Source organism: Streptomyces sp. UG1 (genome assembly GCF_049974585.1).
GTDB lineage: Bacteria > Actinomycetota > Actinomycetes > Streptomycetales > Streptomycetaceae > Streptomyces.
The window spans coordinates 183,888-210,225 of sequence record NZ_JBNGGG010000002.1; the positions used below are offsets into that span (position 1 = coordinate 183,888).

23 protein-coding genes are annotated in these 26,338 nt (G+C 72.1%); 4 read left to right on the plus strand and 19 right to left on the minus strand.

Features of this window, described 5'->3' with window-relative positions:
- The first annotated feature begins 34 nt into the window (after window positions 1-34).
- The 3 genes from ACP4J3_RS03130 to ACP4J3_RS03140 all read left to right on the plus strand — a co-directional run bounded on the left by ACP4J3_RS03130 (window position 35) and on the right by ACP4J3_RS03140 (window position 4,185).
- Entirely contained in the window at window positions 35-514 is a 480-nt protein-coding gene (locus tag ACP4J3_RS03130) for an Lrp/AsnC family transcriptional regulator (RefSeq protein ID WP_426530084.1), read from the plus strand.
- 19 nt (window positions 515-533) lie between these two features.
- Window positions 534-1,256 (plus strand): HAD family hydrolase, encoded by a 723-nt coding sequence (locus ACP4J3_RS03135; protein ID WP_426530086.1) that lies wholly within the window; start codon window positions 534-536, stop codon window positions 1,254-1,256.
- A gap of 106 nt (window positions 1,257-1,362) precedes the next feature.
- Entirely contained in the window at window positions 1,363-4,185 is a 2,823-nt protein-coding gene (locus tag ACP4J3_RS03140) for a beta-L-arabinofuranosidase domain-containing protein (RefSeq protein WP_426530088.1), read from the plus strand.
- A gap of 13 nt (window positions 4,186-4,198) precedes the next feature.
- Here the strand turns inward: ACP4J3_RS03140 and ACP4J3_RS03145 are convergent, their stop codons facing one another.
- Window positions 4,199-4,975 carry a LysR family substrate-binding domain-containing protein gene (locus ACP4J3_RS03145; RefSeq protein WP_426530090.1) on the minus strand — a complete coding sequence of 259 codons (777 nt, stop codon included), beginning with the start codon at window positions 4,973-4,975 and terminating at the stop codon, window positions 4,199-4,201.
- Window positions 4,976-5,033: 58 nt separating this feature from the next.
- On the opposite strand from ACP4J3_RS03145, the gene ACP4J3_RS03150 reads away from it, so the two are divergent.
- Window positions 5,034-5,426: a DUF5997 family protein gene (locus ACP4J3_RS03150; RefSeq protein WP_426530092.1), complete on the plus strand. Its 393-nt coding sequence runs from the start codon at window positions 5,034-5,036 to the stop codon at window positions 5,424-5,426.
- Window positions 5,427-5,432: 6 nt separating this feature from the next.
- On the opposite strand, the gene ACP4J3_RS03155 is transcribed toward ACP4J3_RS03150, so the two are convergent.
- From ACP4J3_RS03155 to ACP4J3_RS03240, 18 genes are all read right to left on the minus strand, one after another.
- Window positions 5,433-6,395, minus strand: a complete 963-nt coding sequence (locus tag ACP4J3_RS03155; protein ID WP_426530094.1) for a Dyp-type peroxidase — start codon at window positions 6,393-6,395, stop codon at window positions 5,433-5,435.
- A gap of 150 nt (window positions 6,396-6,545) precedes the next feature.
- Window positions 6,546-7,823, minus strand: coding sequence for a 1,2-phenylacetyl-CoA epoxidase subunit PaaE (paaE, locus tag ACP4J3_RS03160; RefSeq protein WP_426530096.1), 1,278 nt, complete (start codon window positions 7,821-7,823; stop codon window positions 6,546-6,548).
- Window positions 7,824-8,333, minus strand: a complete 510-nt coding sequence (gene paaD, locus ACP4J3_RS03165) for a 1,2-phenylacetyl-CoA epoxidase subunit PaaD (protein ID WP_426530098.1) — start codon at window positions 8,331-8,333, stop codon at window positions 7,824-7,826.
- A 2-nt stretch (window positions 8,334-8,335) separates the two neighbouring features.
- The gene (gene paaC, locus ACP4J3_RS03170) at window positions 8,336-9,163 is read right to left on the minus strand and encodes a 1,2-phenylacetyl-CoA epoxidase subunit PaaC (RefSeq protein ID WP_426530100.1); all 828 of its coding nucleotides are present in this window, start codon (window positions 9,161-9,163) and stop codon (window positions 8,336-8,338) included.
- Window positions 9,164-9,173: 10 nt separating this feature from the next.
- On the minus strand, window positions 9,174-9,467 hold the full coding sequence (gene paaB, locus ACP4J3_RS03175; protein ID WP_194048659.1) for a 1,2-phenylacetyl-CoA epoxidase subunit PaaB: 294 nt from the start codon (window positions 9,465-9,467) through the stop codon (window positions 9,174-9,176).
- Window positions 9,464-10,441, minus strand: a complete 978-nt coding sequence (gene paaA / locus ACP4J3_RS03180; RefSeq protein WP_426530102.1) for a 1,2-phenylacetyl-CoA epoxidase subunit PaaA — start codon at window positions 10,439-10,441, stop codon at window positions 9,464-9,466. The genes paaB and paaA overlap by 4 nt, the downstream gene beginning before the upstream one ends.
- Before the next feature lie 144 nt (window positions 10,442-10,585).
- Window positions 10,586-11,473 (minus strand): peptidoglycan-binding protein, encoded by an 888-nt coding sequence (locus ACP4J3_RS03185; RefSeq protein WP_426530104.1) that lies wholly within the window; start codon window positions 11,471-11,473, stop codon window positions 10,586-10,588.
- Complete coding sequence (locus ACP4J3_RS03190) at window positions 11,473-13,029, minus strand: DUF6519 domain-containing protein (protein ID WP_426530106.1); 1,557 nt, start codon at window positions 13,027-13,029, stop codon at window positions 11,473-11,475. Before ACP4J3_RS03190 ends, ACP4J3_RS03185 begins: the two co-directional genes overlap by 1 nt.
- 54 nt (window positions 13,030-13,083) lie before the next feature.
- Window positions 13,084-15,261 carry a hypothetical protein gene (locus ACP4J3_RS03195; protein WP_426530108.1) on the minus strand — a complete coding sequence of 726 codons (2,178 nt, stop codon included), beginning with the start codon at window positions 15,259-15,261 and terminating at the stop codon, window positions 13,084-13,086.
- Window positions 15,261-19,043: a putative baseplate assembly protein gene (locus ACP4J3_RS03200; protein ID WP_426530110.1), complete on the minus strand. Its 3,783-nt coding sequence runs from the start codon at window positions 19,041-19,043 to the stop codon at window positions 15,261-15,263. The genes ACP4J3_RS03195 and ACP4J3_RS03200 overlap by 1 nt, the downstream gene beginning before the upstream one ends.
- Complete coding sequence (locus ACP4J3_RS03205) at window positions 19,040-22,141, minus strand: putative baseplate assembly protein (protein ID WP_426530112.1); 3,102 nt, start codon at window positions 22,139-22,141, stop codon at window positions 19,040-19,042. The genes ACP4J3_RS03200 and ACP4J3_RS03205 overlap by 4 nt, the downstream gene beginning before the upstream one ends.
- Window positions 22,138-22,530: a GPW/gp25 family protein gene (locus ACP4J3_RS03210; protein WP_426530114.1), complete on the minus strand. Its 393-nt coding sequence runs from the start codon at window positions 22,528-22,530 to the stop codon at window positions 22,138-22,140. The genes ACP4J3_RS03205 and ACP4J3_RS03210 overlap by 4 nt, the downstream gene beginning before the upstream one ends.
- A complete protein-coding gene (locus ACP4J3_RS03215) occupies window positions 22,527-22,871 on the minus strand; it encodes a hypothetical protein (RefSeq protein WP_426530116.1) in 345 nt (114 codons plus the stop codon). The genes ACP4J3_RS03210 and ACP4J3_RS03215 overlap by 4 nt, the downstream gene beginning before the upstream one ends.
- Window positions 22,872-22,890: 19 nt before the next feature.
- Window positions 22,891-23,427: a phage baseplate assembly protein V gene (locus ACP4J3_RS03220; protein ID WP_426530118.1), complete on the minus strand. Its 537-nt coding sequence runs from the start codon at window positions 23,425-23,427 to the stop codon at window positions 22,891-22,893.
- A 40-nt stretch (window positions 23,428-23,467) separates the two neighbouring features.
- On the minus strand, window positions 23,468-24,607 hold the full coding sequence (locus ACP4J3_RS03225) for a hypothetical protein (RefSeq protein WP_426530120.1): 1,140 nt from the start codon (window positions 24,605-24,607) through the stop codon (window positions 23,468-23,470).
- A complete protein-coding gene (locus ACP4J3_RS03230) occupies window positions 24,600-24,971 on the minus strand; it encodes a hypothetical protein (protein WP_426530122.1) in 372 nt (123 codons plus the stop codon). The genes ACP4J3_RS03225 and ACP4J3_RS03230 overlap by 8 nt, the downstream gene beginning before the upstream one ends.
- Before the next feature lie 12 nt (window positions 24,972-24,983).
- Window positions 24,984-25,670: a hypothetical protein gene (locus tag ACP4J3_RS03235; RefSeq protein ID WP_426530124.1), complete on the minus strand. Its 687-nt coding sequence runs from the start codon at window positions 25,668-25,670 to the stop codon at window positions 24,984-24,986.
- Window positions 25,667-26,335: a hypothetical protein gene (locus ACP4J3_RS03240; protein ID WP_426530126.1), complete on the minus strand. Its 669-nt coding sequence runs from the start codon at window positions 26,333-26,335 to the stop codon at window positions 25,667-25,669. The genes ACP4J3_RS03235 and ACP4J3_RS03240 overlap by 4 nt, the downstream gene beginning before the upstream one ends.
- Between the last annotated feature and the right edge of the window lie 3 nt (window positions 26,336-26,338).

The following is a 26,338-nucleotide window of genomic DNA, read 5'->3' on the forward strand; positions in this document are numbered from 1 at the left end:
CAACGGACCACACGCGGAGAAAGGCCGGGACACCATGCCCGTGGACGAGCTCGACACCCGCATCCTGCGGTTGCTGCTGGAGCAGCCCCGCACCAGCGTGCGCGAGTACGCCCGCATCCTCGGCGTCGCACGCGGCACGCTCCAGGCCAGGCTGGACAGGCTGGAGCGGGACGGGGTGATCACCGGCACGGGGCCGACCCTCTCCCCCGCCGCCCTCGGCCACCCGGTGCTGGCGTTCGTGCACATCGAGGTCACCCAGGGCCATCTCGACGACGTGGGCGACGCGCTCGCCGCCGTGCCGGAGATCGTGGAGGCCTTCTCGATCACGGGCAGCGGGGATCTGCTCACCCGCGTGGTGGCCCGCGACAACGCCCACCTGGAGGACGTGGTCCAGAAGCTGATCAGCCTGCCCGGCGTGGTCCGCACCCGCACCGAGATGGCCCTGCGCGAGCGCGTCACGCACCGGCTGCTGCCGCTGGTGGAGTCGATCGGCCGGGCCGCGGCCCGGAAATGACCTTTGACATGCTGGGGCCATGAGCGGTCTGAGCGGCACCTCGGTCATCTTCGATCTCGACGGGACCCTCGTGGACAGTGAGCCCAACTACTACGAGGCCGGGCGCCAGGTCCTCGCCGAACACGGCGTCGCCGACTTCACCTGGGCGGACCACGAGCGCTACGTCGGCATCAGCACCCTGGAGACGGTCACCCTCTGGAAGCGGGAGTACGGCCTTCGGGCCACCGTCGACGAACTGCTCGCCGCCAAGAACCGCCGCTACCTGGAACTGGCCCGCACCGCCACGCGCGCGTACCCCGAGATGCGCGCGTTCGTGGAACTGCTGGCGGCCGAGGGCGTCCCGATGGCCGTGGCCTCGGGCTCCTCACGGGAGGCCATCACGGCGATCCTGGCCGGCACCGGCCTGGACGCCCACCTCCGCACCGTCGTCTCGGCCGACGAGGTCGACCACGGCAAGCCGGCCCCCGACGTCTTCCTGGAGGCCGCCCGCCGGCTGGGCGTCGCGCCCGCCGACTGTGTGGTCGTGGAGGACGCGGCCCCCGGCGCGGCAGCGGCGCACGCGGCGGGGATGCGCTGCATCGCCGTCCCGTATGTGGCCGCGCAGGCCGACGCCCCGGAGTTCGCGACGGCCGGTCTGCTCGTGCGGGGCGGGCAGGGGGAGTTCACGGCGCGGGCGGCCTACGACTGGCTGTGCCGGGCAAGGTGGCGGTCCACTCGAATCAAAACGCTCCGGACCCATTGACCCTCACCCGTCCCCTCCCTATCGTCTGGTCGATCACTCGTACGTCGTTCGGTATAGCGAACATGCTCGGTGTAGCGAACATACCCCCCCACGTGGAGGAGCACCCATGGCACCGCCCCTCTCCAGGAGATCCCTTCTCCAGGCCGCGACCCTCGCCGCCGCGGCACCGGCGATCGGTTACACCGCGAGCGGTCGGGCCGCGGCCGCCGTTCAGGAGGCGCAGGCCGTGACCGCCACCCCGTCCGCGTGGACCGTGCGGCCCTTCGCCCTGGACGACGTGGCGCTGCGGCCCGGACTCTTCGCCGACAAACGGCAGTTGATGCTCGATCACGCCCGCGGCTACGACGTGAACCGGCTACTCCAGGTCTTCCGCGCCAACGCCGGGCTGGCCACCGGTGGCGCCGTGGCGCCCGGAGGATGGGAGGGGCTGGACGGCGAGGCGAACGGGAATCTGCGCGGGCACTACACCGGGCATTTCCTGACCATGCTGTCGCAGGCCTACGCCGGCACCGGCGAGCAGGTGTTCGTCGACCGGATCCGCACCATGGTCGGGGCGCTGACCGAGGTGCGCGCGGCGCTGCGCAAGGACCCGGCCGTGCTGAGCGTCGGCGGGAAGTTCGGTACGGCAGCCGAGAACGTCCGCGGGTCGTACCAGTACGTCGATCTGCCCGCCGCCGTCCTCGGCGGCGCCTCCGCGATCACCCTGTCCGCCTGGGTCAGGCCCACCCACGCCGGGGACTGGGCGCGGGTCTTCGACTTCGGCGACAACAACACCCGGTACATGTACCTGGCCACCCGCAACGCCGGCGGTGTGCCGCGCTTCGCCATCACGACCGGCGGCCCCGGCGGCGAGCAGGGCCTCGACGGCACCGCCGCGCTGCCCCTCGACCGGTGGAGCCATCTCGCGGTCACCATCGCGGGCGGCACCGGCACGCTGTACGTCGACGGCACGGCCGTGGCCCGCAACACGGCGATGACCCTCACCCCGGCCGCCCTCGGCACCCTCGCCCACAACTGGCTCGGCCGCTCCAACTTCGCGACCGACCCCGTCTTTGCGGGCGCCTACGACGAGTTCAACGTCTTCTCGCGCGCCCTGAGCGCCGCCGAGATCGGCGAGTTGCAGGGCAGGCGGGCGGCAGACGCCTCCGCCGGGCGCGGCGACCTGGCGTCGTACGACTTCGACGAGACCTCCGGCGGGACGTTCGCCGACGCCTCCGGACGCGGGCTCACCGCCACCCTGCGCCGTACCTGGGGCGGGCCCAGCCACCCCGGGTTCCTGGCCGCGTACCCGGAGACGCAGTTCATCGACCTGGAGTCGAGGACCGCCAGCGACTACACCAAGGTCTGGGCGCCGTACTACACCGCGCACAAGATCCTGCGCGGCGTGCTGGACGCCTACCTCGCCACCGACGACGACCGTGCCCTCGACCTCGCGTCCGGCATGTGCGACTGGATGCACTCGCGGCTGTCGAAGCTGCCCGAGGCCACCCTGCAGCGGATGTGGGGGCTGTTCTCCAGCGGCGAGTTCGGCGGCATCGTCGAGGCGGTCTGCGATCTGCACGAGATCACCGGCAAGGCCGAACACCTCGCGCTGGCCAAGCTGTTCGACCTCGACCGGCTCATCGACAACTGCGCCGCGAACACCGACATCCTCGACGGGCTGCACGCCAACCAGCACATACCGATCTTCACCGGGTACCTGCGGCTGTACGACGCGACCGGCGAGCGGCGCTATCTCGACGCGGCCCGGAACTTCTGGGGCATGGTCGTGCCGCACCGCATGTACGGCATCGGCGGCACCAGCACGGGTGAGTTCTGGAAGGCGCGCGACGTGATCGCGGGCACCATCAGCGACACCGACGCCGAGACGTGCTGTGCGTACAACATGCTGAAGCTGAGCCGGACCCTGTTCTTCCACGAGCAGCGGCCGAGGTACATGGACTACTACGAGCGGGCCCTGTACAACCAGGTCCTCGGCTCCAAGCAGGACAAGGCGGACGCCGAGAAGCCGCTCGTCACGTACTTCATCGGGCTGGAGCCGGGTCATGTGCGGGACTACACGCCCAAGCAGGGCACGACCTGCTGCGAGGGCACCGGCATGGAGAGCGCCACGAAGTACCAGGACTCGGTGTACTTCAAGGCCGCCGACGGGGGCGCGCTGTACGTCAATCTGTACAGCGCGTCCCGACTGGACTGGGCCGAGAAGGGCGTGACGGTCACGCAGAGCACCATGTTCCCGCGTGAGCAGAGCACCACGCTCACCATCGGCGGCGGCAGCGCGGCCTTCGCCCTGCGGCTGCGGGTGCCGTCGTGGGCGACCGCCGGGTTCCGGGTGACGGTCAACGGCGGTGCGGTGAGCGGCACTCCGACGCCGGGCAGCTACTTCACCGTGTCACGGACGTGGCGCGGCGGCGACACCGTGCGCATCTCCATGCCGTTCCGGCTGCGCGTGGAGAAGGCGATCGACGATCCCTCACTGCAGACCCTGTTCTACGGCCCGGTCAATCTCGTCGGCCGCAGCTCGGCGACGAGTTACCTGCGGTTGGGGCTGTACCGCAACGCCGGCCTCTCCGGTGACCTGCTGCCCTCCCTCACCCCGGTGAGCGGCAAGCCGCTCCACCACACCCTCGACGGCACCGAGTTCGCCCCCTTCTTCGAGGGCACCGAGGACCCGACCCACGCCTACTTCCGGCGCTCCGAACCCAGGGTGATCTTCGGCAACACCGACTCAGGCGTCGCCAACCCCGCCAAGTCCGACGGCACCACGCTGCTGGACGAGATCTGGGCCGGGGCGCCCTTCGCCGCCAAGGGTGCGCTGGTCACACGGGTGCGGTCCACCGTGAACGCATGGGTCTCCGCGGGGCTGCTCAGCCAGGCCGACGGGCAGACGGTCGTACGCACGGCGCAGCGGGCGACGTACGCCCCCTGAGCCGCCAGGCCTGCTACGACCTGCGCCGCGGCTTTCCGCGCCGCGCGCCCTTGGCTCCCCTGGCCCCCTTGGTGCCGCCTCCCTGGCGGCGTGCGCCGCGCCCGGCGTCGGGGCGCTTGCGCTTCGGCTGGTCGGTGGTGGCCGGGGGCTGGGACGTCGTACGGCCGCGCGTGCTGTTGACCGTCCGGCCGCGGACGACGCCGATGAAGTCCTCGACCAGGTCGGTGGTCGCCTCTTCCGGCCAGGACAGGGCGATGCTCGACTGCGGGGCGTCCACCAGCGTGCGGTAGGTGAGGTCCTTGCGGTGGTGGAGGCGGGCCAGCGACTGGGGTACGACGAGCAGGCCGACGCCCGCCGCGACCAGCTCGACGGCGTCCGCGGTGGTGGCGGGGCGCTCGAAGGCGGGCTCGCCCGGTGGCCGCTCCCAGCCCAGGACGTCGTCGAGGGGGTGGAGGACGACCTCGTCGGCCAGGTCCTCGGCGGTGACCTCGTCGACCGCCGCGATCACGTGGTCCTTCGGGGCGACGACCACCGTGGTCTCGGTGTAGAGGGGGATCGCGCTGAAGAACGTACGGTCGACCGGAAGCCGTACGAGACCGGCGTCCGCGCCGCCGTCCCGCAGCAGCCCGGGCGCCTCGGCGGCGGGCACCGAGTGCAGGGTGAGGGGGACGTCCGGGAAGCGCTCGTTCCAGATCCGCACCCACTTCGAGGGGGTCACTCCGGGGACGTATGCGAGCCGGAACGACGGCGCTGCCTGCGGGGAGGACGGGGGTACTGCCGAGCCTGTCACCTGGCCAGGTTACCGGCCGTGGTCGGCGGTCGTTCACTCGGTAGATACCCTGGGGACCATGACGTCGCACCAAAGCACCCAGTCCATGAAGCCCGCGACCGCGGCGAAGAAGCTGGGTGTGTACCTCGAAGCCACCCCCGCCGAGTTCCGGGAGGGGGTCGTCACGCGCGCGGAGCTGAACGCGCTCCAGGCCGACCCTCCGCAGTGGCTGCGCGACCTGCGACGCGACGGCCCGCATCCGCGCCCGGTCGTGGCGCAGAAGCTCGGCGTCTCCATCGCGGGGCTGGCCCGCGGCGGTGTCACCGAGCCTCTGACCACCGAGCAGATCGAGGCCCTGAAGCAGGAGCAGCCCCAGTGGCTGGTCAAGGAGCGCGCCACTCAGGCGGAGGTGCGCAAGGAGGCGGCCCGGATCAAGAAGCGGAACGCCGAGCGCGAGGCTCAGGGCTCCTGACCCCGGTCAATCCATGTCGCTCTCTTCCGGGATCGCCTCCAGGAAGGTCGCCGAGGGGCAGAAGAAGAGGGTTCCGGTGACGGCCTGGGAGTAGTCCAGGATCGGGTCGGGGCCGGATTCGGGGCCGCCCAGGAACATCTTGCGGAGCATGGTCTCCGGTATCTCGGGCGTGCGGGCGTAGGCGATGAAGTACGTGCCGAACTCGCCGTGGCCGGGCCTGCCGAACGGCATGGCGCCGCGCAGTATCTCCAGTTCCTCCCCGTCCGGGCCGGTGACGGCGTTCACGTCGATGTGGGAGCCGGGGACGTCGAGCTCGATGTTGGTCAGCTTGGAGCGGCCGATCACCTTCTCCTGGGCCTCGACGGCGAGGGCCTCCCAGGCGTCGACGTCGTGCACGTACTTCTGGACGATCGCATAGCTGCCCGCCCGGAACGCGGGGTCCTCGTCGCCGACGACGGCCGCCTCGGCCGCCGCCCGGCCGACCGGGTTCTCGGTGCCGTCGACGAAGCCGAGGAGGTTGCGCGAGTCGAAGTAGGCGAAGGCCTGGACCTCGTCCTGGACGGTGACCGCGCCGCGCAGCCGCTTCATGATCTCGGCGGACAGGGCGAAGCACAGATCCGTGCGCGCGGCGCGGATGTGGAACAGCAGGTCGCCCGGGGTGGCCACGGCGCGATGCCGGGGCCCTTCCAACTCCTCGAAGGAGTGGAGCTGTTGGGGGCGCGGGCCCTCGAACAGCCGGTCCCAGGCCGCGGATCCGACGTCGGCCACACAGCACAGGCCGCCGTCGGGACTGGGGAAGCCCACGGCCCGTACGAGTCCCGCGAGCCCGGCCAGCAGATCGCGTACCGCGGGCTCTCCGCCGGGCTCCATCGTGACCACCAGGAACACCGCGACCGGTGCCGGCTGACTCAGCACGGGTTGCGGCAGCGCACCGGCCGAGCGTATGGACGACGGCTTGGATGACGGCATGGTTCCCCTCTCACCCTCGGACCCCGCCACCTAACGATGCCCGGCCGAACGGCGAACGATACCCGGCGATTTCGCGCACTTCCGGCGCTCACCGAGGCGCTTCGGGTTCCTGCCGCGGGACGCCGAGCAGCGACCTCTCTCACCACCCGACTAGCTGTCGTAGTCGACCGTCAGCGTCTCCGAGACCGGGTAGGACTGGCAGGTCAGCACATATCCCGCGGCCACCTCGGCCGTCTCCAGCGCGAAGTTGCGCCGCATGTCGGCCTTGCCGTCGGTGACCAGGGCGCGGCAGGTGCCGCAGACGCCGCCCTTGCAGGCGAACGGCAGGTCGGGGCGGGTGCGTTGGGCGCCGTCGAGGATGGTCCGCTCGCGTGGCAGGGTGGCGGTGGTGGAGCGGCCGTCGAGGGTGATGGTGACCTGGCTGACGGGTCCCTGCGGGCCGTTCTCCTCGTGGTGCACCTCGCGCACGGGCTCGTCGTCGGCGTAGAACAGCTCCTGGTGCACCCGCTCGTCCGGCACCCCGAGCCCCGCCAGCACGCCCTGCGCGTCCCGGACCATGCCGTGCGGTCCGCACAGCCACCAGTGGTCGGCCGTGTGCACGTCGACCAGGGCGTCGATCAGCGTGCGGAGCCGTTCGGCGTCGATACGGCCGGAGAGCACCTCGGCCTCGCGGGGTTCGCGGGAGAGCACGTGGGCGAGCTGGAACCGCGCCGGGTAGAGGTCCTTCAGGTCCGCGAGCTCGTCGGCGAACATCACGGTGTCGGTGCGGCGGTTGCCGTAGAAGAGGGTGACCGTCGAGCGGGAGTCGGCGGCCAGCACGGACTCGGCGATGGACATCATGGGCGTGATGCCGGAGCCGGCCGCGATCAGGACGTGGTGGCCGGGTGTGGTGAGGTCGGGGGTGAAGGCGCCGGTGGGGGCCATCACCTCGACGGTGTCGCCGGGGTGGATGTCGTTGACCAGCCAGGACGAGAACAGGCCGCCGGGCACGACCCGTACGCCGATGCGCGGGCTCGTGCCGACCGGTGAGCAGATCGAGTACGACCGCCGCTCGTCGCGCCCGTCGATCTCGCGCCGCAGCGTCAGCGACTGGCCGGGCTCGAAGGCGAACTCCTCGGCCAGCTCGGCCGGGATGTCGAAGCCGACGGCGACCGCGTCCACGCACAGGGGCTGGATGGCGGCGACGCGCAAGGGACGGAAAGCAGGCCGCCGGCGGGCACGGGGGCGTACCGCCGGGTCGGGGGTGGCCGACGACTCCGCGGCCGTCCCCTCGGAAACCTGGGCGGTCGCGGGCTCCGGAGCCGATGCTGCCGGGGCGGCGTGCATGCCCGCAGCCCGGGCAGGTGTGGCCGGGTCCGCGGCCGGAGCGCCCCGGCCGCCCGGAGCCAAGTCGGTCCGGGCCGTCGGCTCTTCCCTCAGGCCTGACATTCAGATCTCCTTGACGTACTCGAACGGCTCACGGCAGGCGCGGCAGCGCCACAGCGCCTTGCAGGACGTGGCGGCGAAGTGTGAGGTCTCCTCGGTGTCCGCCGAGCCGCAGCGCGGGCAGGTCACCGCGTGCCGGGTGGGCGACAGCACCAGCGCGACGGGACCGCCGCGCGGTGCGGGGCCGGGCGGGGCGATGCCGTGCTCGGCGAGCTTGGCGCGGCCGGCCGGGGTGATCCAGTCGCTGGTCCACGGCGGATCGAGGACCGTGCGGATCTCCACGCGCGGGTATCCGGCGTCCCGCAGCCGCGCGGCGACGTCCGCCCGCATCTCGGCCATGGCCGGGCAGCCGGAGTAGGTCGGCGTGAGGCTCGCGACCACCGTGCCGTCCTCGGTCAGCTCGACGTCGCGCAGGACGCCCAGGTCGGCCAGGGTGAGCATGGGCAGCTCGGGGTCCGGCACGGCCGCGGCGATGTGCCGGGCGCGCCGGGCGTCGAGCAGCGTGGTCGGCATGATCACCACACCGCCTCCGGGTGGGCGCGGGCCACGCCCTGCAACTCGGCGAGCAGCGGGGCGAGATGCTCGGTGTGCTCGCCGTCGCGGCCGGATCCGGGCAGCGGCCGGTACACCGGCATGGGCAGCCCGGCCGCCGCGGTGACCTGCTTCAGCACCGCCACGACGTCGTCCCGTACGTCGTACGCCGTGAACAGCTCGCCCAGATACGGCGCCACTCGCTCCTGGGCACGGCGCATCCGGCGGTGCGACTCCTCGGTGCCGTCGCCCAGGCGCACCGCCCACTCCGCCGCGTACTGCCGGTGGTAGGCCAGCTCCTTGACGCCCTTGGAGGCGATCGCCGCGAGCACGGGGTCCGGGTGTGAGGCCAGCTTCTCGAAGTGCGCGAGGCGCCAGCTCGAGAGCACCAGCAGCCGCACGATGGAGAACGCGAAGTCCTCGTTGGGCAGTTCCGCCAGGCGTACGTTGCAGAAGTCGCCGGCGTCGCGGAAGTAGGCGTAGGCGTCCTCGCCGCGTCCGGTGCCGTCGGCCTGGCCGGCGCGGGAGTAGAGCAGGCGGGCCTGGCCGAGGAGGTCGAGGCCGATGTTGGCCAGCGCCACCTCCTCCTCCAGCTCGGGGGCGCGGGTGATCCACTCGGCGAGGCGCTGGGCCGAGACCAGGGCGTCGTCGGCCAGCGCGACGCAGACGGCGGCCAGTTCGGCGGCGTCGATGTCCTCGGGGACTGTGGTGTCGACGCCGTGCAGGGGGTCCTCGAAGCCGGTGCCGTAGGCCCAGCGGCTGTCGTCCTCGTGTCCCTCGGCGAGGGTCAGGTAGACGTGGTCGTCACTCATGCCCTCTCCCTCAGATGTGCGGGACGTCGTCGGGGATGTCGTAGAAGGTCGGGTGGCGGTAGACCTTGTCGGCGCTGGGCGCGAAGAAGGGGTCCTTCTCGTCGCGGGTGGAGGCGGCGATGTGCTCGGAGCGCACCACCCAGATGCTGACGCCCTCATTGCGGCGCGTGTACAGGTCGCGCGCGTGGGTGAGCGCCATCCGGTCGTCGGCGGCGTGCAGCGAGCCCACGTGGACGTGGTTGAGCCCGCGCTTGCCGCGCACGAACACCTCGTACAGCGGCCAGTCCTGCTTCCCGGCGCTCATGCCGCCGCTCCCTTCCCGGCACGGGCGGCCTGCTTGGCCGCGTGGGCGGTGGCGGCCTCGCGCACCCATCCGCCGTCCTCGTGGGCGCTCCTGCGCCGCTCCATCCGCTGGGCGTTGCACGGTCCTTCGCCCTTGATGACCCGCATCAGCTCGTCCCAGTCGGGGGTGCCGAAGTCGTGGTGGCCGCGCTCGGCGTTCCAGCGCAGCTCGGGGTCGGGCAGGGTGACGCCGAGCTTCTCGGCCTGCGGGACGGTCATGTCGACGAAGCGCTGACGCAGCTCGTCGTTGCTGTGCCGCTTGATCTTCCAGGCCATCGACTGCGCCGAGTTGGGCGAGGCGTCGTCGGGCGGGCCGAACATCATCAGCGACGGCCACCACCAGCGGTTCACCGCGTCCTGGACCATCTCGCGCTGGGCGTCGGTGCCCCGCATCATCGTCATCAGCAGCTCGTAGCCCTGCCGCTGGTGGAAGGACTCCTCCTTGCAGATCCGCACCATCGCGCGCGCGTACGGCCCGTAGGAGCTGCGGCACAGCGGCACCTGGTTGCAGATCGCGGCGCCGTCCACGAACCAGCCGATCACTCCGACGTCGGCGAAGCTCATGGTCGGGTAGTTGAAGATCGACGAGTACTTCTGGCGGCCCTCGATCAGCCGCTCGGTCAGGTCCGCGCGGTCGGCGCCCAGGGTCTCCGCCGCCGAGTACAGGTACAGCCCGTGCCCGGCCTCGTCCTGCACCTTGGCGAAGAGGATCGCCTTGCGGCGCAGCGAAGGCGCGCGCATGATCCACTCGCCCTCGGGCTGCATCCCGATGATCTCCGAGTGGGCGTGCTGCGCGATCTGCCGGATCAGCGTCCTGCGGTAGCCCTCCGGCATCCAGTCCCGCGGTTCGATCCGCTGGTCGCGCGCGATCGTCGCGTCGAAGTGCCGCTGGAGCGGCTCCTCGGGGGGCGCCTCGGCGGAGTGTGCAGTCGTCATCGAATCCCGTTCCCCAACCGACCATTCGTTCGGTGTCCAGTGTGACGTGTTTCCGCCAGGGGAGCAAGACCCCTCCCGGCGCGCGAAGGCGGCCCAGGACACCCCTGCGGGGTACCTGGGCCGCCACGCCGCATCCCGATGCCGTCACACGTTGGGCACCCTCAGCTTGTCCCAGCTCACCTTGCCGGGGATGCCGTCCGCGTCCTTGCCCTTGAAGCCGAGCTTGTGCTGCCAGGCGGCGTAGGAGCGGCGGTCGGCCTCCGACCACTCGGGCCCCGGCCCCACCTCGTAGCGGCTGCATCCCTCGGCGACCAGGCGGCGGCCCATCGCGGTGATGATCGGGGACTTCTGGCCGATGTGGAAGAAGCCGCTGCCCGGGAAGGGCTCCAGCTTCGGCTTGGGCGCGGGCTTCGGGTCCGGCTGGGGCTTGCCTCCCCCGCCGCCCTTGAGCCGCTGCGCGATGCGCCTGCGCATGCCGTCCATGGTGAAGCCGCGCGGGTCCGTCTTGCCCGGCTGCCACTCCTTGTGGCCGATCACCGAGCGCTCGCTCCAGCCGTGGTGGCGGCAGATCGCGGCGGAGACCTTCTCGATGGCCTCCTTCTGCGCCTCGGGCCAGGGGTCCTTGCCGTCGCCGAGGTTGATGCACTCGAAGCCGTAGAAGCGCGCGTTGCCGTCGGTGTCGGCCTCGTTGTCGTGCGGCAGCTTGGACTCGTTGATCACGGCGCGCAGGACGTCGCTGTCGCCGAGGCCGGCGTGGTTGGCGCGGCCGTTGCCGACGAGATGGACGTGGCCCTTCTTGTCGATGACGCCGTGGCAGAGCGGGCCGGGCAGGCCGGAGTAGCCGTTGTAGCAGATGTTCACCGAGCTCTCGGTGCCCTTGGTGACGGTGTGGTGGATCATCACGCCGTTCACCGGGCCCCAGCGGCCCTTGCTGTTGCGGTTGTGGGTGCGCCAGCTGCGGACCTCGTGGACCGTCAGGCCCTCCGCACGAAGGATCTCCACCATCTTGGACGCGCTCAGGGGCTTGGCCATTACTCGTCTCCTTCCGCCGCTGCCTCCGCTTCCGCCGTCGTCTGCGACCTCCCGCCCGACGGGTCCTCCGCCAACCGCTCCTCGCGGCGCGCCTGTTCCTCCGCCGCCAGCGCCGCCTCGTCCGCGGCCGGGATGCTGCTGGCCAGCGGGGGGAAGGCGAGGCGCAGATCGACCGTGCCGCCCTCGCCCTTGACCAGGGCCAGCGGGGCGAAGCCGCGGACGATGCCGGAGGGGCCCTGGAGCAGCGGGCGCCGGGCCGCGTCCGTGGGCCACTCGACGCCGCCGGTGGCGGTGCGGGCGGGGACGATCCAGTGGTCGCCGGTGCGGTAGGCGGCGCCCTTGGCGAAGTACACCTCGACGCCGTCCTCCAGCGGCAGCCACTCCCCCTCCGTGACGGGCACGGCGCCGCCCTTGAGAGCGGTCGTACGGCCCTTGCGCCTGGGCCCCTCGTGGTGGTCCCAGCGGCGCAGGAACGGGTTGAGGTGGGGCAGCCGTCCGACGGCCGGGTCGGGCTCGGCGCTGAGGCGGACGCGGCGGCCCGGCAGGTCCAGCTCCTCGACGCGCAGCAGGGGCAGGGGCTCGAGGCGGGAGGCGTACGCGGTGTCGACGAACTCGACGTGGTCGCCGACGTCGAGGTCCAGCTTGTCGTCGTGTCCGAGGGACGCCAACTGCACCCAGGTGCCGTCCAGTTCATCGACGGGGAACACCACCGAGCCGTTCTCCCGGGACCACTTGAAGGTGGCGTCCTTCGCCTCGCCGCCGGCGTGCACCTCGACGCGGTAGAGCTGGTTCTCCTGGCCCCGGTAGCGGGCGTCCGGCTTGACCAGGCAGGGGTCCTCGTCGGCGTGGTCGGGCCGCTCGCTGCGGGCGGCGAGGCGTGCGGTGGGCGCGGCCTGCTGCCGCGCCCACTTGTCGAAGGCGGCCCGCACGACCTCCTTGGACGGGTCGGCCTCCTCGATGTCCAGGGCGGCCAGCGACAGCGGCAGCACCTGCCAGACGACCTTCACCCGGGCGGCCGTGTCCGGCATCGCCGCGCCGAGCGCGACCTCGCGCAGCGCCGGGTCCTCGGCGGCGGAGACGGCGCGCTCCCACACGCTCAGATAGACGACGAACGGCGACGTGGCCGGCGAGGGCAGCCGGTCGCCTGGCTTCTCCGGGTCGCGGAAGCCGTCGGGCTGGTCCCAGTAGGTCCAGTACGCGGGCGGGGCGGCGGCGTCCTGCTCCGCGGCGTCCTCGGCGCCCTCGTCCGGGACCGGCACGCCGGGCGCCGGGCGGGTCGCGTCGCACAGGATGCCGTCGACGTAGTAGCGGCCGCCGTGGATGTGGAGCGTGTCGATGTCGTGCTTGCCGCCCACGTAGTCGATCTTGAAGCCCGCGGCATCGCGCGGTCCGCCGTGCCGGCCGATCAGGTCGGCGGCGAGGGTGCGGGCCCGGTGAAGCTGGATCGCGGTCTGCTCGTTGATGTCGGCGTCGAGCTGGACGCGTCCCTGCTGGGCGATGACCGCCGAGTAGCGCCGCTCGGGGCGGAACGTGAGGCGGGAGAGGTCAGCGTGCATGAAGGGGGTCCCCCTGGTTCAGGAAAGTGCGGGTAGGGCTTACGGCGGCGGCGCTCACGTGACGAAGAAGATCCCGGCATCGGTGCCCGCCGGGGTGTACTCCGCGAGCCGTGCCCTGAGGCCGTCCTCGCGCTGCGGCCGGTACAGATCGTGGAAGGCGCCCATCTCGGCCCCGTCGTCCGAGCCGCGCCGGATCTCCTCGGGGCACCGGTCGGCGAGCAGCCCGTACCAGGGCGTGCCGTACCGCTCGGAGGTGAACAACGGCCGTACCCGACCGGCCTGTTCGGGACCGGCGAGGTCGGGCCGGCAGCGGCGGCGGCGCGGGGTGCGCGAGCCGGGCGGCACGTACGAGTACCTGAGGCAGCCGATGCCGCGCCGGGCCACGTGCAGCCTGCCGGTGAGGACGGAGTTCTCGGCGATCTCCACGGCGTGGGTGAAGATCTCGCCGATGACCGTGGTGCGGTGCAGGTGCAGCACCGCGTGGGCGTGCCGGCAGTCCGGCGCGGACAGGGCCTCGCGGCCGGGGCCGGTGGCGTCCAGGATGCTGTCGCGGAGGTGGATGTCGAGGGGGTCCTCGCTCACCTCGTCGCCGATGACCTCGATGGTGCCGAGGATGCTGTGCTCGATCTGGAGGCACGCGGTGGTGCGCTCCAGGACGATGCTGGGCTCCTCGGGCGAGTGCGGGTCGCACTCGGGCTCCAGCGACCAGCCCGGCACGAGCGTGGAGTGCCGGACGACGACCGCGCCCATGGCGCCGGTGACGTTGATGCCGCGCCCGGCGACCAGCAGGCCGTCGAGGACGACGCGGGGGCGCTCGTGCGGGGCGCAGTCCTCGGACACCGCGCGGATGTTGAGGGCGTCGGGGCGGTTGCTGTACCAGTCGAGCAGGCGGATGACCGGCCGGGTGCCCTCGGCGGCCCGCACTTCGAGGCGGTCGCCGGGGTCGAGGTCGAAGTCGAGCTGCTCCTGGTAGGCGCCGCTGTGCGTGATCTCGATGATGCCGGACGGGCCGGTCCGCTCGGCGCGGCGGTCGTGCTGCCAGGCCCGGTAGGCGTCCATGATCTGACGGTACGGCTGCCCGGGCCCCACCCGGTACACCTCGGCCTCGGGACGCGCCTCGCGGTCGGGGCGGTCGTACTCGCCGCCGCCCATGTCGGCGCCGAACGCGTGGTGGTAGTCCACCCACACACCCTGCCGGGGCGCCGACCGCGACCCGAACGCGATCCGGCCCAGCTCCGGGTCGACGGCCACCTGACCGCGCTTCGGCCGGTAGCGCCAGTCGGACAGGTCGGCGACCACGATGTCGGACGGCGGTACCGGCTGGTCCTCGCCGTCGCGCCGGATGACGAGGCTCTTGCCCGGACCGTAGTAGTCGGTGAGCCGGTCGTGGAGCCGGCGGCGGGTGATGAACGCCGGGACGTTGTCGATGGTCGCGATGTGCGTGGGCGACGGCTCCGGGAACGGCTTGGTGACCAGCGGGGTGTCGTTGCCCAGGATCGAGAAGGTGTAGAGGTTGCGGGCGCGGTCGATGCAGTACGCCGGGGACCGGGTGAGCGAGTGCGCCTTCAGCCGCCAGACGAAGAGGGCCACCCCGGCAGGGGTCCAACCGCCTTGCCGGTGCCGGGATTCGGCCCGGCGGACGTCCACCGTCCGCGCCGTAGCGCCGAAGGGTCCGCCCGCGAGGTCGAGGGCGGAGTTGTCGCGCAGGTCGACGAGCCGGCCGCGCTCGGTGCGGTGACCCGCGCCCAGCTTCACCGGCTGGGTGTGGGAGACCTGCCGGGACAGCTCGACGGCGCGGGCGGGCCAGCCGGCGACCTGCTCGGAGAGTTCCTCCAGGAGATGGAGGGTGCCCTTGCGGCGGCGGTTGGCGACGGTGGCGGCCACCTCGCGGCGCGGGGCGACGGCCTCGGCGAGCGCGGCGCGGCCACCCTCGTGCAGGCCGGTCGTCAGGACGCGCTCGTAGCCGGGCAGGGTGCGATAGCCGACCAGGTCGCCCAGGTACGGCAGCACCCAGGGCGCCGCGGTCTCCACGAACAGGTCCTCGTAGCCCTGCTGGACGCCGTCGCGGACCCGGTCGAGCTGCTCGGCGATCACCGCGAGCAGCGCGCGCAGCGGCTCGCCCTCCTCGGCGTCGCGCAGCAGGTGCCAGCGGGGCAGCAGCGCGGCGAGGCCGTCGGGTTCCCTGGATGTCGTCACCGGGGCCGCCGTGTCGAACTCAACGTCCGGGGACATTACTTGACCTCCGTCAGAATCAGGGTGTCCGCGGCCTTGGGCGACAGCAGCGCGAGCTGGGCCGGGCGGATACCGCGGAAGACGTACACCGAACGGCCCTTCGCCAGGCGCCGGGTGTCGGTGATGTCGGGGTTCAGGCGCAGGAGTTCGGCGAGCGGGACGCCGTACTCGGCGCAGATCTCCGACAGGGTCTGGCCGTTCGCGGCGCGGACCGTGTGGATCTTCTCGTCGTAGGTCGCCGGGTGCGCCGGGACCGACGGTTTCGGCGGGCCGGGGTCGGTGAGGATCCCGGTCAGCTCCTCGGGTGTGGCGGACGCGGGGACGCCGGTGAAGACGTCGACGTCCACGTAGTCGACGCCGGGCACGGTGTGGGCGGCGGCCAGGACGTCCGAGAGCCGGGCGGGGCGGCCCAGCTCCCGTCCCTCGTAGCCGAGTCGGCGGTACAGGGCCGCGCGCAGGCGCGGCTCCACGATCTCCCAGGCGTGGTCGGGGGCGACCTTCACCTTGGCGGCGATCAGCAGCAGGACCAGCTCGCGCACGTCCACCCGGACGGGGAGGTTCATGTCCCCGTACTCGGTCAGGGCGCCCCGCAAGGCGCGCAGCGTGTCCGAGTCGCCGTCGATCGGCACGTCGTCGGTGCCCGCGACCGTCACGTGCAGTACGCGCCGGCGCCCGTCGAAGAGTTCCCGCGCGGCGGCCCGGCCGATGCCGGCTCGGGACCGGGCGAAGTCCTCGTAGTCGGACTCGGAGACCAACCGGTCCAGTGCCGAGACGGCGAGCGGGATCGTACGGCGGGTCAGGCCGGGGCCGTCCGCGTCCGCGCCGCCCTTGGCCGGCCGCGGGTTGGTCACCTGGGTGACGCCGAGCGGCCGGGTGAGCGGCTGGGTGATGCGGTCGGCGGCGACGTTGGCGGCCTTGCCGGTGCCGAAGCGGTAGCGGGCGCGGATGTTCTCGTGGCCGGAGGGCAGCCGGGCGCCGTTGACGCCGTCGCCGAAGGTCACCGTCGTACGGCCGTCGGCGGTGGAGCCGGTGATGTAGACCCGCTCGCCGGGGCCGCGTCCGGCGAGGCTGTCGACCTCGTGCCACAGGACGCCGTCGACCCGGATCTGAAGCACCGGCGTGGCGCCGAGGGGGTTGTCGTCGGCGAGCCAGGTGAGCGGGGACTGCCACAGCGCGAACATCTGGTTCACGCGGTCGGAGTCACCGCTGCCGATGGCCTCCTCGCGGCTCTCGCCATGGGTGGCCTCGACGACGTTGCCGAGGATCCTGACCGTCTCGCGCCGGTAGCGGTGGGCGAGGTCGGCGGTCAGGATGAGCCTGGTGTGGACGTGGTCACCGGGGAGTTGGGGGTCGACGGCCGGGTCCGCGGCGGCGATCGTGACGACCTCGGTGGCCTCGACGCCCGCCGTCCCCGGGATGTCGCTGCGCTCGCCGCTCACCATGAGGGTGCGTCCCGGCCGCAACCCGTCGTACAGCTCGGCGAGTTCGATCTCGTTGCCGTGGACGTCCTCGCCGAGCGGTTCGTCGGCCAGGCGCAGCGGTTCGCCGGCCGCGTGCACGGTGGTGTCGCGGATGTGCGAGAGCAGGACGTCGAACTCGTCCAGCCACGGGTCGGCCAGGGTGAGTTCGGTGCCGCGTCCCGTGATGCCGTAGTTGGTGTACGCCGCCGTACGCGCCGCGACGACCTGGGTGGTGACGTACGCGAGCTTGTCGTCGCCGGGGATGCCGCCCTGGGCGCCCTTGGCGGGGCGCTGGATGGCGACCCAGCTTCCGACCGTGATGCCGGTGTGGACGGTGTCGAGCTGGAGGACTCGGCGGTTGAGGGGCTCGGGCTTGGTGGCGATGACCACCTCGACGTTGGGCTCGGTGGTGCCGACCGTGTACTTGAGGGTGACCTCGTACTCGCCGTGGGTGAACTGCTCGCTCGCGTTCGGCCGCAGGGTGACCTGCTCGGACGTGCCGTTGTGGATGCCGACGTGGACCAGGCCTTCGTCGTCCGGCCGGGACACGAACAGGGTGCGCTCGGGCAGGCCCGAGCGGAACCGGGCCGTGACGCCGGGCTCCTGGGAGTCGGTGGGGCGGCGGTTGAGCCAGCTCAGGTCGCGGTCCTGGCTGGAGCGCACCGACAGCTCGACCTGGCCCGTGCCGAGCGGGAAGGTCACCGGCTGGGCGCCGTTCAGGTTCTCGGCGCGCTGGTCGGAGTTGCTGCCCTCGACGTACTGGAACTCGGCCCGGACCGGAGAGCGCCCCGAGGTGTCGTACACGACGCGCATGCTCGCCAGCACGGCGCCCGTGAGCGGCCAGTCGGCGGTGCGGATGACCCGGCCGCGGTCGTCCTGGACCGGCTTGAGCGGGGCCGTGGCGCCGAAGGGGGCGGCGGTGACCCGCAGGGCGAGCAGTTCGCGCAGCAACTGCGGGGTGCCGGGGGCGGCGGCCGTGCGCCACGCCGGGTAGAGGGTGCCGAGGCCGGGGTTCAGGGCGGAGAGCAGGCGGGCGGTGTCGCTGCCCGGGCACGGGGAGCCGGCGCCGCCCTGCGGGGCGGGGCTCGCTCCGCGCAGGGCCGGCAGGACGGCGCCCAGGGTCCGCAGGGCGGCGGCACGCGGATCCACCGCGCTCTTCGTCGCGGCCCGCACCGGCTCGCTCTCGTCGGGCTGGGCGGGCGCCAGCCCCAGGGCCCGCTCGGCGAGTTCGGCGAGCACGGCCTCCAGCTGCTCGAACCAGGCCGCCACCTCCGGATACGGCTCCGCCAGCACCTGCGCCTCACCGAGCCGCGCGACGGGTTCGGCCAGGCGGGCCGCCAGACGCTCGGGGGTGTTGATGCCGTCCAGGTCGTCCCGGAGCGGCTCCAGGACCTGGTCCTCGAAGTCCTCGATCAGCCGGCTGACCGGACGCGGGTTGGGCACCTCGGGCGTGGGCGGCTCGTCGCCCGGCTCACCTGGTGCCGCGGGGGCGGCGGTCCAGCGCCGTACCTCGTCGACCAGCTCCTTGAGGGTCGGCGGGGCCGACTCCGGCAGGGAGATGGCGGTGATCTGGTCGTCCCGGTCGACGCGGGTCTTCGCGACGGTCACCAACTTGCGCTCGCCGCCCGCCTGTTCACCGAAGACGAAGAGCAACTGGTCGCCGGTTCTGAGGGAGTTCGCCGTGCCCTCGACGAAGATCTCCGAGCGACGCTGAAGATCCTCGGGCGTGACGAGGGAGGGGCGCCGGCGGCGCACCTTCAGCTCGTTCCAGTCCCAGCGCGCCGTCAGGTCACGGCCGGTCTCGAAGGTCAGGGACTGCTCGTCGGCGGAGGCGGGCACGCTGTGGCTGCGGGCGCCGCGCGGGATGAGCACGGGCAGCGCCTCGGCGCGCGGGTCGCGTTCCAGGGTGTACGCCAGATGCGTGGCGGCGGCGACTCCGGGGCGCGGGCGGTGGCCGACGAGGCGGCCGAGCAGGACCAGGGAGCGGTGCTCGTTGGCCGTGCGGATGTAGGCCTCGTCGGCGATGCGCTCGGAGTGGAAGGTGAGCAGGTCGCCGAGGACGGCGGTGGCGTCGAGGAGGCCGATCGCCGGGTCGTCCGGGGTGCGCACGGTCAGGCCCTGGAGGGCCGGGTACGCCGGTGAGGCGAGCCGGTCGAGCAGGGCCGCCCGGAAGGAGCCGTACTCGCCGACGCGGTAGTCCAGCGCCGTGCGGCCGGGCGGGTTGTGCACCGGGGCCGGGGATAGGCGCTCGTCGTGGCTGCCGCGGCAGGCGCCGCCGCAGCCGCAGTCGTCGGTGATCGTGCCCTCGGTCAGCTCGGTCATCGGGCACCTCCCAGGGATATCGCCAGCCGGCCGTTCTCCGGCCGGTCCGGGTCGTTGTCGCAGGTGGCGATCTCCAGCGGGCCGAGCCGCAGCACGCCGTCCTCCCTCTCTCCTCGGTCCGGCTCGAACAGCCGCTGCAGCCGGGTGACTTGGACGCTCTCCACGCCGGGCACGGCCGCCGCGACGGCGACCAGGCGGCTGAGCCGCACCGGTTCGCCGAAGGTCAGCGCGTCCGGGTGGAAGAAGCCCCGCACACCGCTGCCGAGCACGCGGTACAGCTCGGCCAGGATCTGCCCGTGCTGGTGGCCGGGCGCGGCGCACACAGTCAGCGCGATGTCCAGCGGCACCAGCCGCGCGGCACCGACCACGAGGTCGTGCCCGATGCGCCGGTACGGCTCCAGGGCCTGCGCGACCGACGCCAGCAGCTCGGCGGACGGGGCGCCGGTGCCGTACGCGTCGACCGCGATCTGCGCCTCCTGGACGCTGCCGGTCCAGCGCAGGTCCGCCGCCGCCCGCTGGACGCCGGGCAGGGCGCCGGCAAGGGCCGCGTAGTCCTCGGCGGTGACCGCGCGCAGCCGGGTGCGGCGCAGGTCGAGGGGGGCCAACTGGCGTACCTGCTCGACGGGTTCGGGTTCCGTGCCGCCGACGGCGGGCAGCGGGTTGCGGACCACGGCGGCGGGCGGCTGCTCGCAGTCGGACTGGACGACGAGGTGGTTGATGGCCTCCGCGCCGACGTTGCCGGCCGTTCCGCCGCCGAGGCGGAAGTGCGCGGCGAGCCGCGATCCCGGGGTCGGCCGGGCGCCGTGCCGTCCGTCGCCGAAGCGCAGGGCGAGCCGGCCGTCGTCCTCCAGTTCGCCGACGAAGTGGCGGTCGCGGGGCCCGCTGTCGAGCAGGTCGCGGCGCGGCGCCCAGACCTCGTCCTCCCCGTTGTGGAGGCGTACGGCGGGCAGGGCGCGGCGCGGGTCCTGGTCGAGCGCGGCGGTCGCGGAGCCGCGCAGCACCAGCTCCTCAGGGTGCAGGCCGGCCGCGTACGCCGGCCCCCAGCTCTGGGCGATCTCCCAGGCGATGTGCCCGTCCAGCACGGTGCCCGCGCGGGCGCGTGCCGTCAGCACCTCGATCCGGCGCAGCTTGGCGTCGAGCAACTCGTCGCTGCGGTGCAGGAGTTCACGCAGGGCGCGGACGGGGTGGCGGCGCAGCTCGATGCGCTCCAGGATCCGCAGGCCGTAGATCACCGTGAGTTCGGAGATCTCCTCCTCGGCGAGGCCGTCCCGGTCGCGGGCGCTGCGCCACAGCTCGACCAGCCGCTGCCGCACCCGCCCCGGAATCGCGCCGATCCGCTCGGCCTGCCCGGCGGCGACGGTGCCGAGGTCCGGGAACGGCACCGCCTGCACCACGGGTGCACGGCCCAGGACCGGACGGAAGCGGGGCTGGACGCCCGGGTAGACGGACTGGGCGAGCAGCGTGCGCAGGGCGGCGGCCTGGGCGTACGCGGTGCCGGGCACGACGCGCTCATGCCGCTGGCCGGCGCGCTCGAGACCGATTCCGGCTCTCACGGTCGCGCCCTCGCCGACGATCTGGAACAGCTCGCGGACGTCGTCGGATGTCAGCACCTCGCCCGACTCCGCCTTGTCCGTCAGGGAGTTGATGAGCCGGGCGGGTGCGTTGCCCTCCTCATGGTCGTAGCAGCCGAAGGCGGGCGGGTCGCAGGGGGCGATCTCGGCGGGCACCTGCGGGGCGGTGAACGTCTCGGGCAGCCCGTGCAGGGTACGGCCGTGGTCGACGAGGACGACGTTGCCGCGAGCGAGGGTCACGTCCTCGACGGGCAGGCAGTCGCGCCCGCCGCGCGTGGTGAGGCAGAGCGGGAAGCGCAGGGCGTCCTCGGCGGCCCAGGTGATCTCCAGGACCGGCTGGTCCTCGATGCGGTCCACGGCCGGGGTGACGGAGGTCAGGCGGACAGCCTGCCGGTGGCCGGGGTCGGCGTCGCCGGGGGTGCCGGTGCGCGGGCCCTTGACCTCCTCCAGGACGAGCAGGTCACCGGGGCGCAGGTCGAGTCGGCGGTCCCGGCAGGTCTCCGGGTCGGTCCACGCGTCGCGCAGGGTGGCGGAGGTGGCGCCCTTGGGCAGCGTGCAGACCTCGCCGCCCCACGTCCACAGCCGGATCGCGTTGTGCGCGACCCGCAACTGGAGCGGGTCGGCGGTCACGACGGGCTCGAAGACCTCCACCGACCCGCGCTCGTCGAGGTCGCCGAGGTCGGTCTCGTCGATGACCGTGCCGGGCTCGGGGCGGTCGTGCGGGTCGAGGGTGCGCACGTCGACGGAGGCGAAGCGGTAGGTGCCCGGGGCGAGCGTGTGGTCGCCCGCGGTCTCGACGGCGACGTAGGCGCGCGCCGTACAGCCGTCGTGCATCGCGTAGTCGATGAGCCGGACGTGCCGCCGTACGGAGACGCGGCGCCGCGCCGTGTCGAGGTAGGCCTCGGTGGCCACCGCGTCCTGCTGGTAGCTGATCTGGTCGCCGGTGTACGCGAGCAGTTCGACGAGGGTCATGCCGAGGTCGGCGGGGTTGCGCTCGACCCAGTCGGGCGTGGTGAGCGCGAGCCGGTCGAGGAGCAGCTTGCGGATGGTGTCGTAGTCGCGCGCGGTGTAGTCGATGACGGGCGCGGCCGGGAAGTCCGTGGCTGCCTGCTCGTCTTCCTTGCAGTCGAAGGGAGTCGGGCAGTCGGGCCGGAAGACGAAGGTGGCGCTGTGGTAGCGCTGGTCGAAGCCGCGGTAGGGCTCGGTGCCGGGGCGGCCGTACGGGTCGGTCTCGACCAGGGAGAGCCGGTAGCGGGAGGTGTCGCCGGCCCGGTCGAGGGTGACGTAGAGCCGGTCGTCGAGTTCGGGGTCCTCCTCGCGCTCCACGCTGACGTCCACGGCGGTGATGCCGGTGATGCGCCGGCCGCCGTCGATGCGGACGTTCTCGGGGCCGAGGCCGTGCGGGGCCTTGCCGAGGAAGCTGACGGTGAGCAGCAGTCCGTCGTCGCTGACCTCGACGGAGTCGACACCGCCCAGCTGCGCGGCGCGGACCTTGGCCCGGCGGGAGGTGGCGGTCGTGCCGGTCATGCCGCGGCCCTCCCTTCGAAGACGTCGTCGCGGCGGGCGCCGTCGGCGCGCACGACGTACGACAGATGCACACGGACGACGTTGTCCTCGCTGACCACGTCGAGGGCCTCCACGTCGATGAGGTCGCCGAGCCAGCGCTGGAGCGAGGCCTGGACTGAGAGTTCGAGGGTGCTGACGAGTTCCGGGCTGGTGGGCGCGAAGACCAGGTCGAGGAGGCCGCAGCCGAAGTCGGGCCGCATCACGCGTTCGCCGGGGCTGGTGAACAGCAGTTGCTCGATGAGGTCGTGGACGTGCTCGCCACGGGTGGCGTGCGCGGTGCGCCCCCGGCGGTCGGCGCGGAAGGGGAACGCGATGTCGCTGCGCGGACGTCGGCTGGTGTGGCGGCTCATCGGACAGTGACCTTTCGCTGCGCGGCCTGGACGACGGGCGGGCCCTGCGGCACGAAGGCCGCGGAGAAGCACTCGGCCGCGGAGGTGTCGAGCAGCACCGGCGCGCCGTCGACGGTGACGCCGGTGCCGTCGGCGGTCCAGCGGACCGTCAGGCACGGCGAGGGCACGCCGTCGACGGTGTGCGGGCAGCCGGTGACGACGTAGCTGTGGGCGGCTGTGGCGACGGCGGCGCCCGTGATGCTCACGCCGCCGGACGGTGAGGTGGCGGCGGTGACGCGGCCGCCGTGCGGGCAGCCGATCACGGCGTCGGCGTCGAGCAGACTCCCGGATGTCCCGGACACGTTCTTCCTTCCCCCGTTCCTATCGCTTGGAGGCGATGGTCAACTGACCCTCGTTGATGTCCACTTGGTTTCCGCGCAGGATGACCTCCGCGCCGAGGCCGTTGGAGATCACGACGGTTTCCTTGGTGATGCGGATGTACGCCCCGCCCTGGGCCTGCAGCAGAATCCCCTGATCGGCGCCTGCCGGGTCGCTCATCACGATCTTGTGCGCCTCGGGTGTCTGCACCACGACGGGCTTGGCCTGCGACGCGGGCTGCACGAGGCGGCGGGCGTCGGGCGGCAGCTCGCCCTCTTCCCCGTACCAGCAGCCCGTCCACACCGGGAAGCTGGGATCGCCCTGCTCGAACTCGACCCACACACCGGCCCCGGGCGCCGGCACCACGAACTGGCCCGCCTGCGGCCCGGTGAACGGCAGACAGGGCAGCGCCCAGGTCGACGGCTCATCCCCCAGGACGTCGGGTACCTCGACGGTGATCCGGCCGATGTGCAGCGGATCGTCGTTGTCCACGACTCGGCCGCGGAATTTGCCGAGGTAGCGATTGCTGGGTGCCGCCATGGTGGGGTGCTCCTGGTCGTGATGGTCGGTTCGGGGTGGATCAGGGCCTGACGTGGGCGCTGCGCGCTTCGAGCCCCTCTCGCGAGAGCGTGAAGTTCTGCTGGAAGGACCCCGGCCGCAGGACGTGCGTGACGGACTTGACGTAGTAGTCGCCGTCGTACGTACGGCCCGAGCCACGCACGCCGACCAGTTGCCGCGGCTGCAGGAGGTAGCCGTGCCGGTTCACGTCGAGCGAGCCGGACCCGGAGACGACGTCCGCGGACACGGCGGCACGCGCGAGGAGTTCGGCCTCGGCCTGCTCGCGCTGGTGCTTGGCGGTGCCGGAGAGGGTCCTGCGCTTGAGGGCCGGGGTGGGGCGCTTGCCGAGCGGTGGGCGCAGCGGACTGATCGGCGGCTGGGGCAGGAGGGTGGACTGCCGGGTGCCGGGGTCCTGCCAACGGGCCTGCGGCTCCTCGCGGGCCGTCCCGTCGTAGGCGAAGGTGAGCTGGTCGACGGTGGAGTTGGCGTCCATGTTGACGTTGAGGGCGTGCTGACGGATGCCGAGGCGCACTTCGGGTCCCCAGCGAGCGGAGGACTGGCCCGGGTTGGGGCCTGGCTCCAGGTAGAACGTGTAGCCGTTCGCGCGGGCGAGGTCGTTGACGTACTGCAGATCGGTGCTCGTCTGGTAGTGGACGCGGAGGTCCTGGTGCGGCGGCTGGCTCACCTTCTCGGTGTAGACGTCGGGCCGGATGCCGTAGTCGGAGTAGCGGCGCAGGATGGCCAGGACGCGCTGGGAGGGCGGGAGGTTGGGGTAGCGGTCGGTGCGCTCCTCCAGGTCCATGAGCAGGCTCAGGTCCTCGCCGGTGACGGTGAGTGTGGAGTGCCCCGGCTGGTTGCTGGCCCCGACCTCCTGGCGTACGACGAGTCCGTCGAAGAGCACCTCGGGGGTGCCGCGGACGGTGACGGTCACGATGAGCCGGGTCTTCGGGTCGAAGAAGCCCTCGGGCAGGAGGGTGCGGCTGATGAGCCCGTTCTTGGTGAGGTCGAAGGCGAGCTGGAAGCCGCTGCGTTCGCCTGCGGTGGCGGTGATCTGGGCGGAGAGCAGCGCCTCGGCGACCTCAGCGGGCACGGGCTTGGCCAGCTTCGGCCCCATGTGCAGGGTGATGTGAACAGGGCCGCGCCCCACGGGCAGTTCAGCCACGCCGGACTCCCTGCGGGAAGTGCCCGGCGAGCGGGACCTCGATCTCCCGCCCCGGCTCGTCGGTCAGCTCCTGTGGGTCGAGGACCGGGTTGACGTCGGCGATCTGCCACCACTGGCCGGGGTCGCCGAAGTAGCGCTGCCCGAGCAGGTCGGGGCGCTCACCGGTGCGGACGGTGTGCGTCTGCGTGTCGTCCGCCGCCTCCTCGATCGGAGGCAGCAACCGCCGCTTGGCGTACCGGACCTCTGTCCCGTCCGGAAGCCGGTGCACACCTATCTCGGCGTCGTGGTAGCGACTGGTTCGGGGGTACGGATGGGCCCCCGGTATCGCGTCCAGCGCGTTCTCGTACGGTTCGATCTCAGCCATGGCGTTCGCTCCTCAGCCCCTTCCCACCCCGATGCCGCCGGAGCCGAGCCCCAGCGACCCGATTCCCGCGGTGCGCGCGGCGCCGGCGAGGCGTTCCTTCTGCGCGAGATGCGCGTAGTACAGCTCGGCACCCGGGTGCCCCAGCGGCAGATCGCTCACGGTGAGCACCTTGAGGCCGATGCTGAGCGACGCCCTGATCGGGTTGAGATTCACATCGAACGCGGACTCGTTGATGGACAGCTCGGTGAGCCGCACGGGCATGACCCGCTTGCTCCCCCAGGTGAACAGGGTGAGCGGCATCTCGATCGGAGAGATCTCGATGGTCCCCTTCTGCGACTGCCGGCTGGCTTCTCGCAGTTGGGAGGACGTCGGCTGCACGAGCATTTCGAGCACGGCGAGCTGGGGGTGGATCCCGTCGGGTGCGGCGATCTCGAACTGGTCGGTGGCGTCGATCTCGGCGGTGAACTTCCAGGTCTCCTGGGCCGGCCCCTTGAGACGCAGAGCTTCATTTCGGTCGCCGCTCCCGGTACCTCCGCCGCTACTGTCTCCCCCACTCCCGGCGGTCTGCGGCGACAGGCTCCGCTCCAAGGTGTCCGGATTGAACTGGAGCACGATGATGCGCTGGGGCGTGCCGAGCTCGGGGTCGACCAGGACTATTCCGGAGCGGATGGGTTTGGGGATGTCGGCGTAGCGGGTCACAGGCGGGCCTCCAGGCGTTCCAGCAGAGGCGCGTAGTCGTGGTTCGGGAACTCTTCCGGGAAGACGCGCAGCATGGTCCTGAGATCATCCAGAGTGTTGCCGAACTCGTCGGCGCCGAGCGAGACATCGGCGAACAGATACTGCCAGCCGATGACTCCCTTCGTGATGATGAGGTTGTCCAGGTAGTCGCGGTAATCCATGTCGAGCTTGACGAAGGTGTGGAACCTGTCGAGGTACCAGATCTCCGGGCTCGATACGCCTGGCAGGAACCGCATCGTGGTCAATTGCCCGCTGCCCCCCCGGGACGCGTCGTCGAGGATCGAGAGTTCCGACAGGAGCGCCTTATCACTTTCGTACCAGGCATGGTCGTCCAAGTTGCGGAGTCCCTCCTCGCTGCTGGCGCTGATGTTCATCACCTTGAAGTCGCCGACCAGCGGCAGCTCGGGATCAGTGGAATTCCAATGCACCGACATGAAGCGGTAGGGAAAGTAGGCCTCCTTGATCTTTTCGGTGAGCGGAAACCCGTCTCGAGCCATGAGTTCAAAGATGCCCGCAGGGTTCCGCCCGGTGCCGCCGGGGCCGATTTCCTCGTACATGACGTCACAGAATGGTGATTCGCGAATCTCGTCGATGGCGTGGAGCAAGCGACTCTCGTAGGGATGCATGGG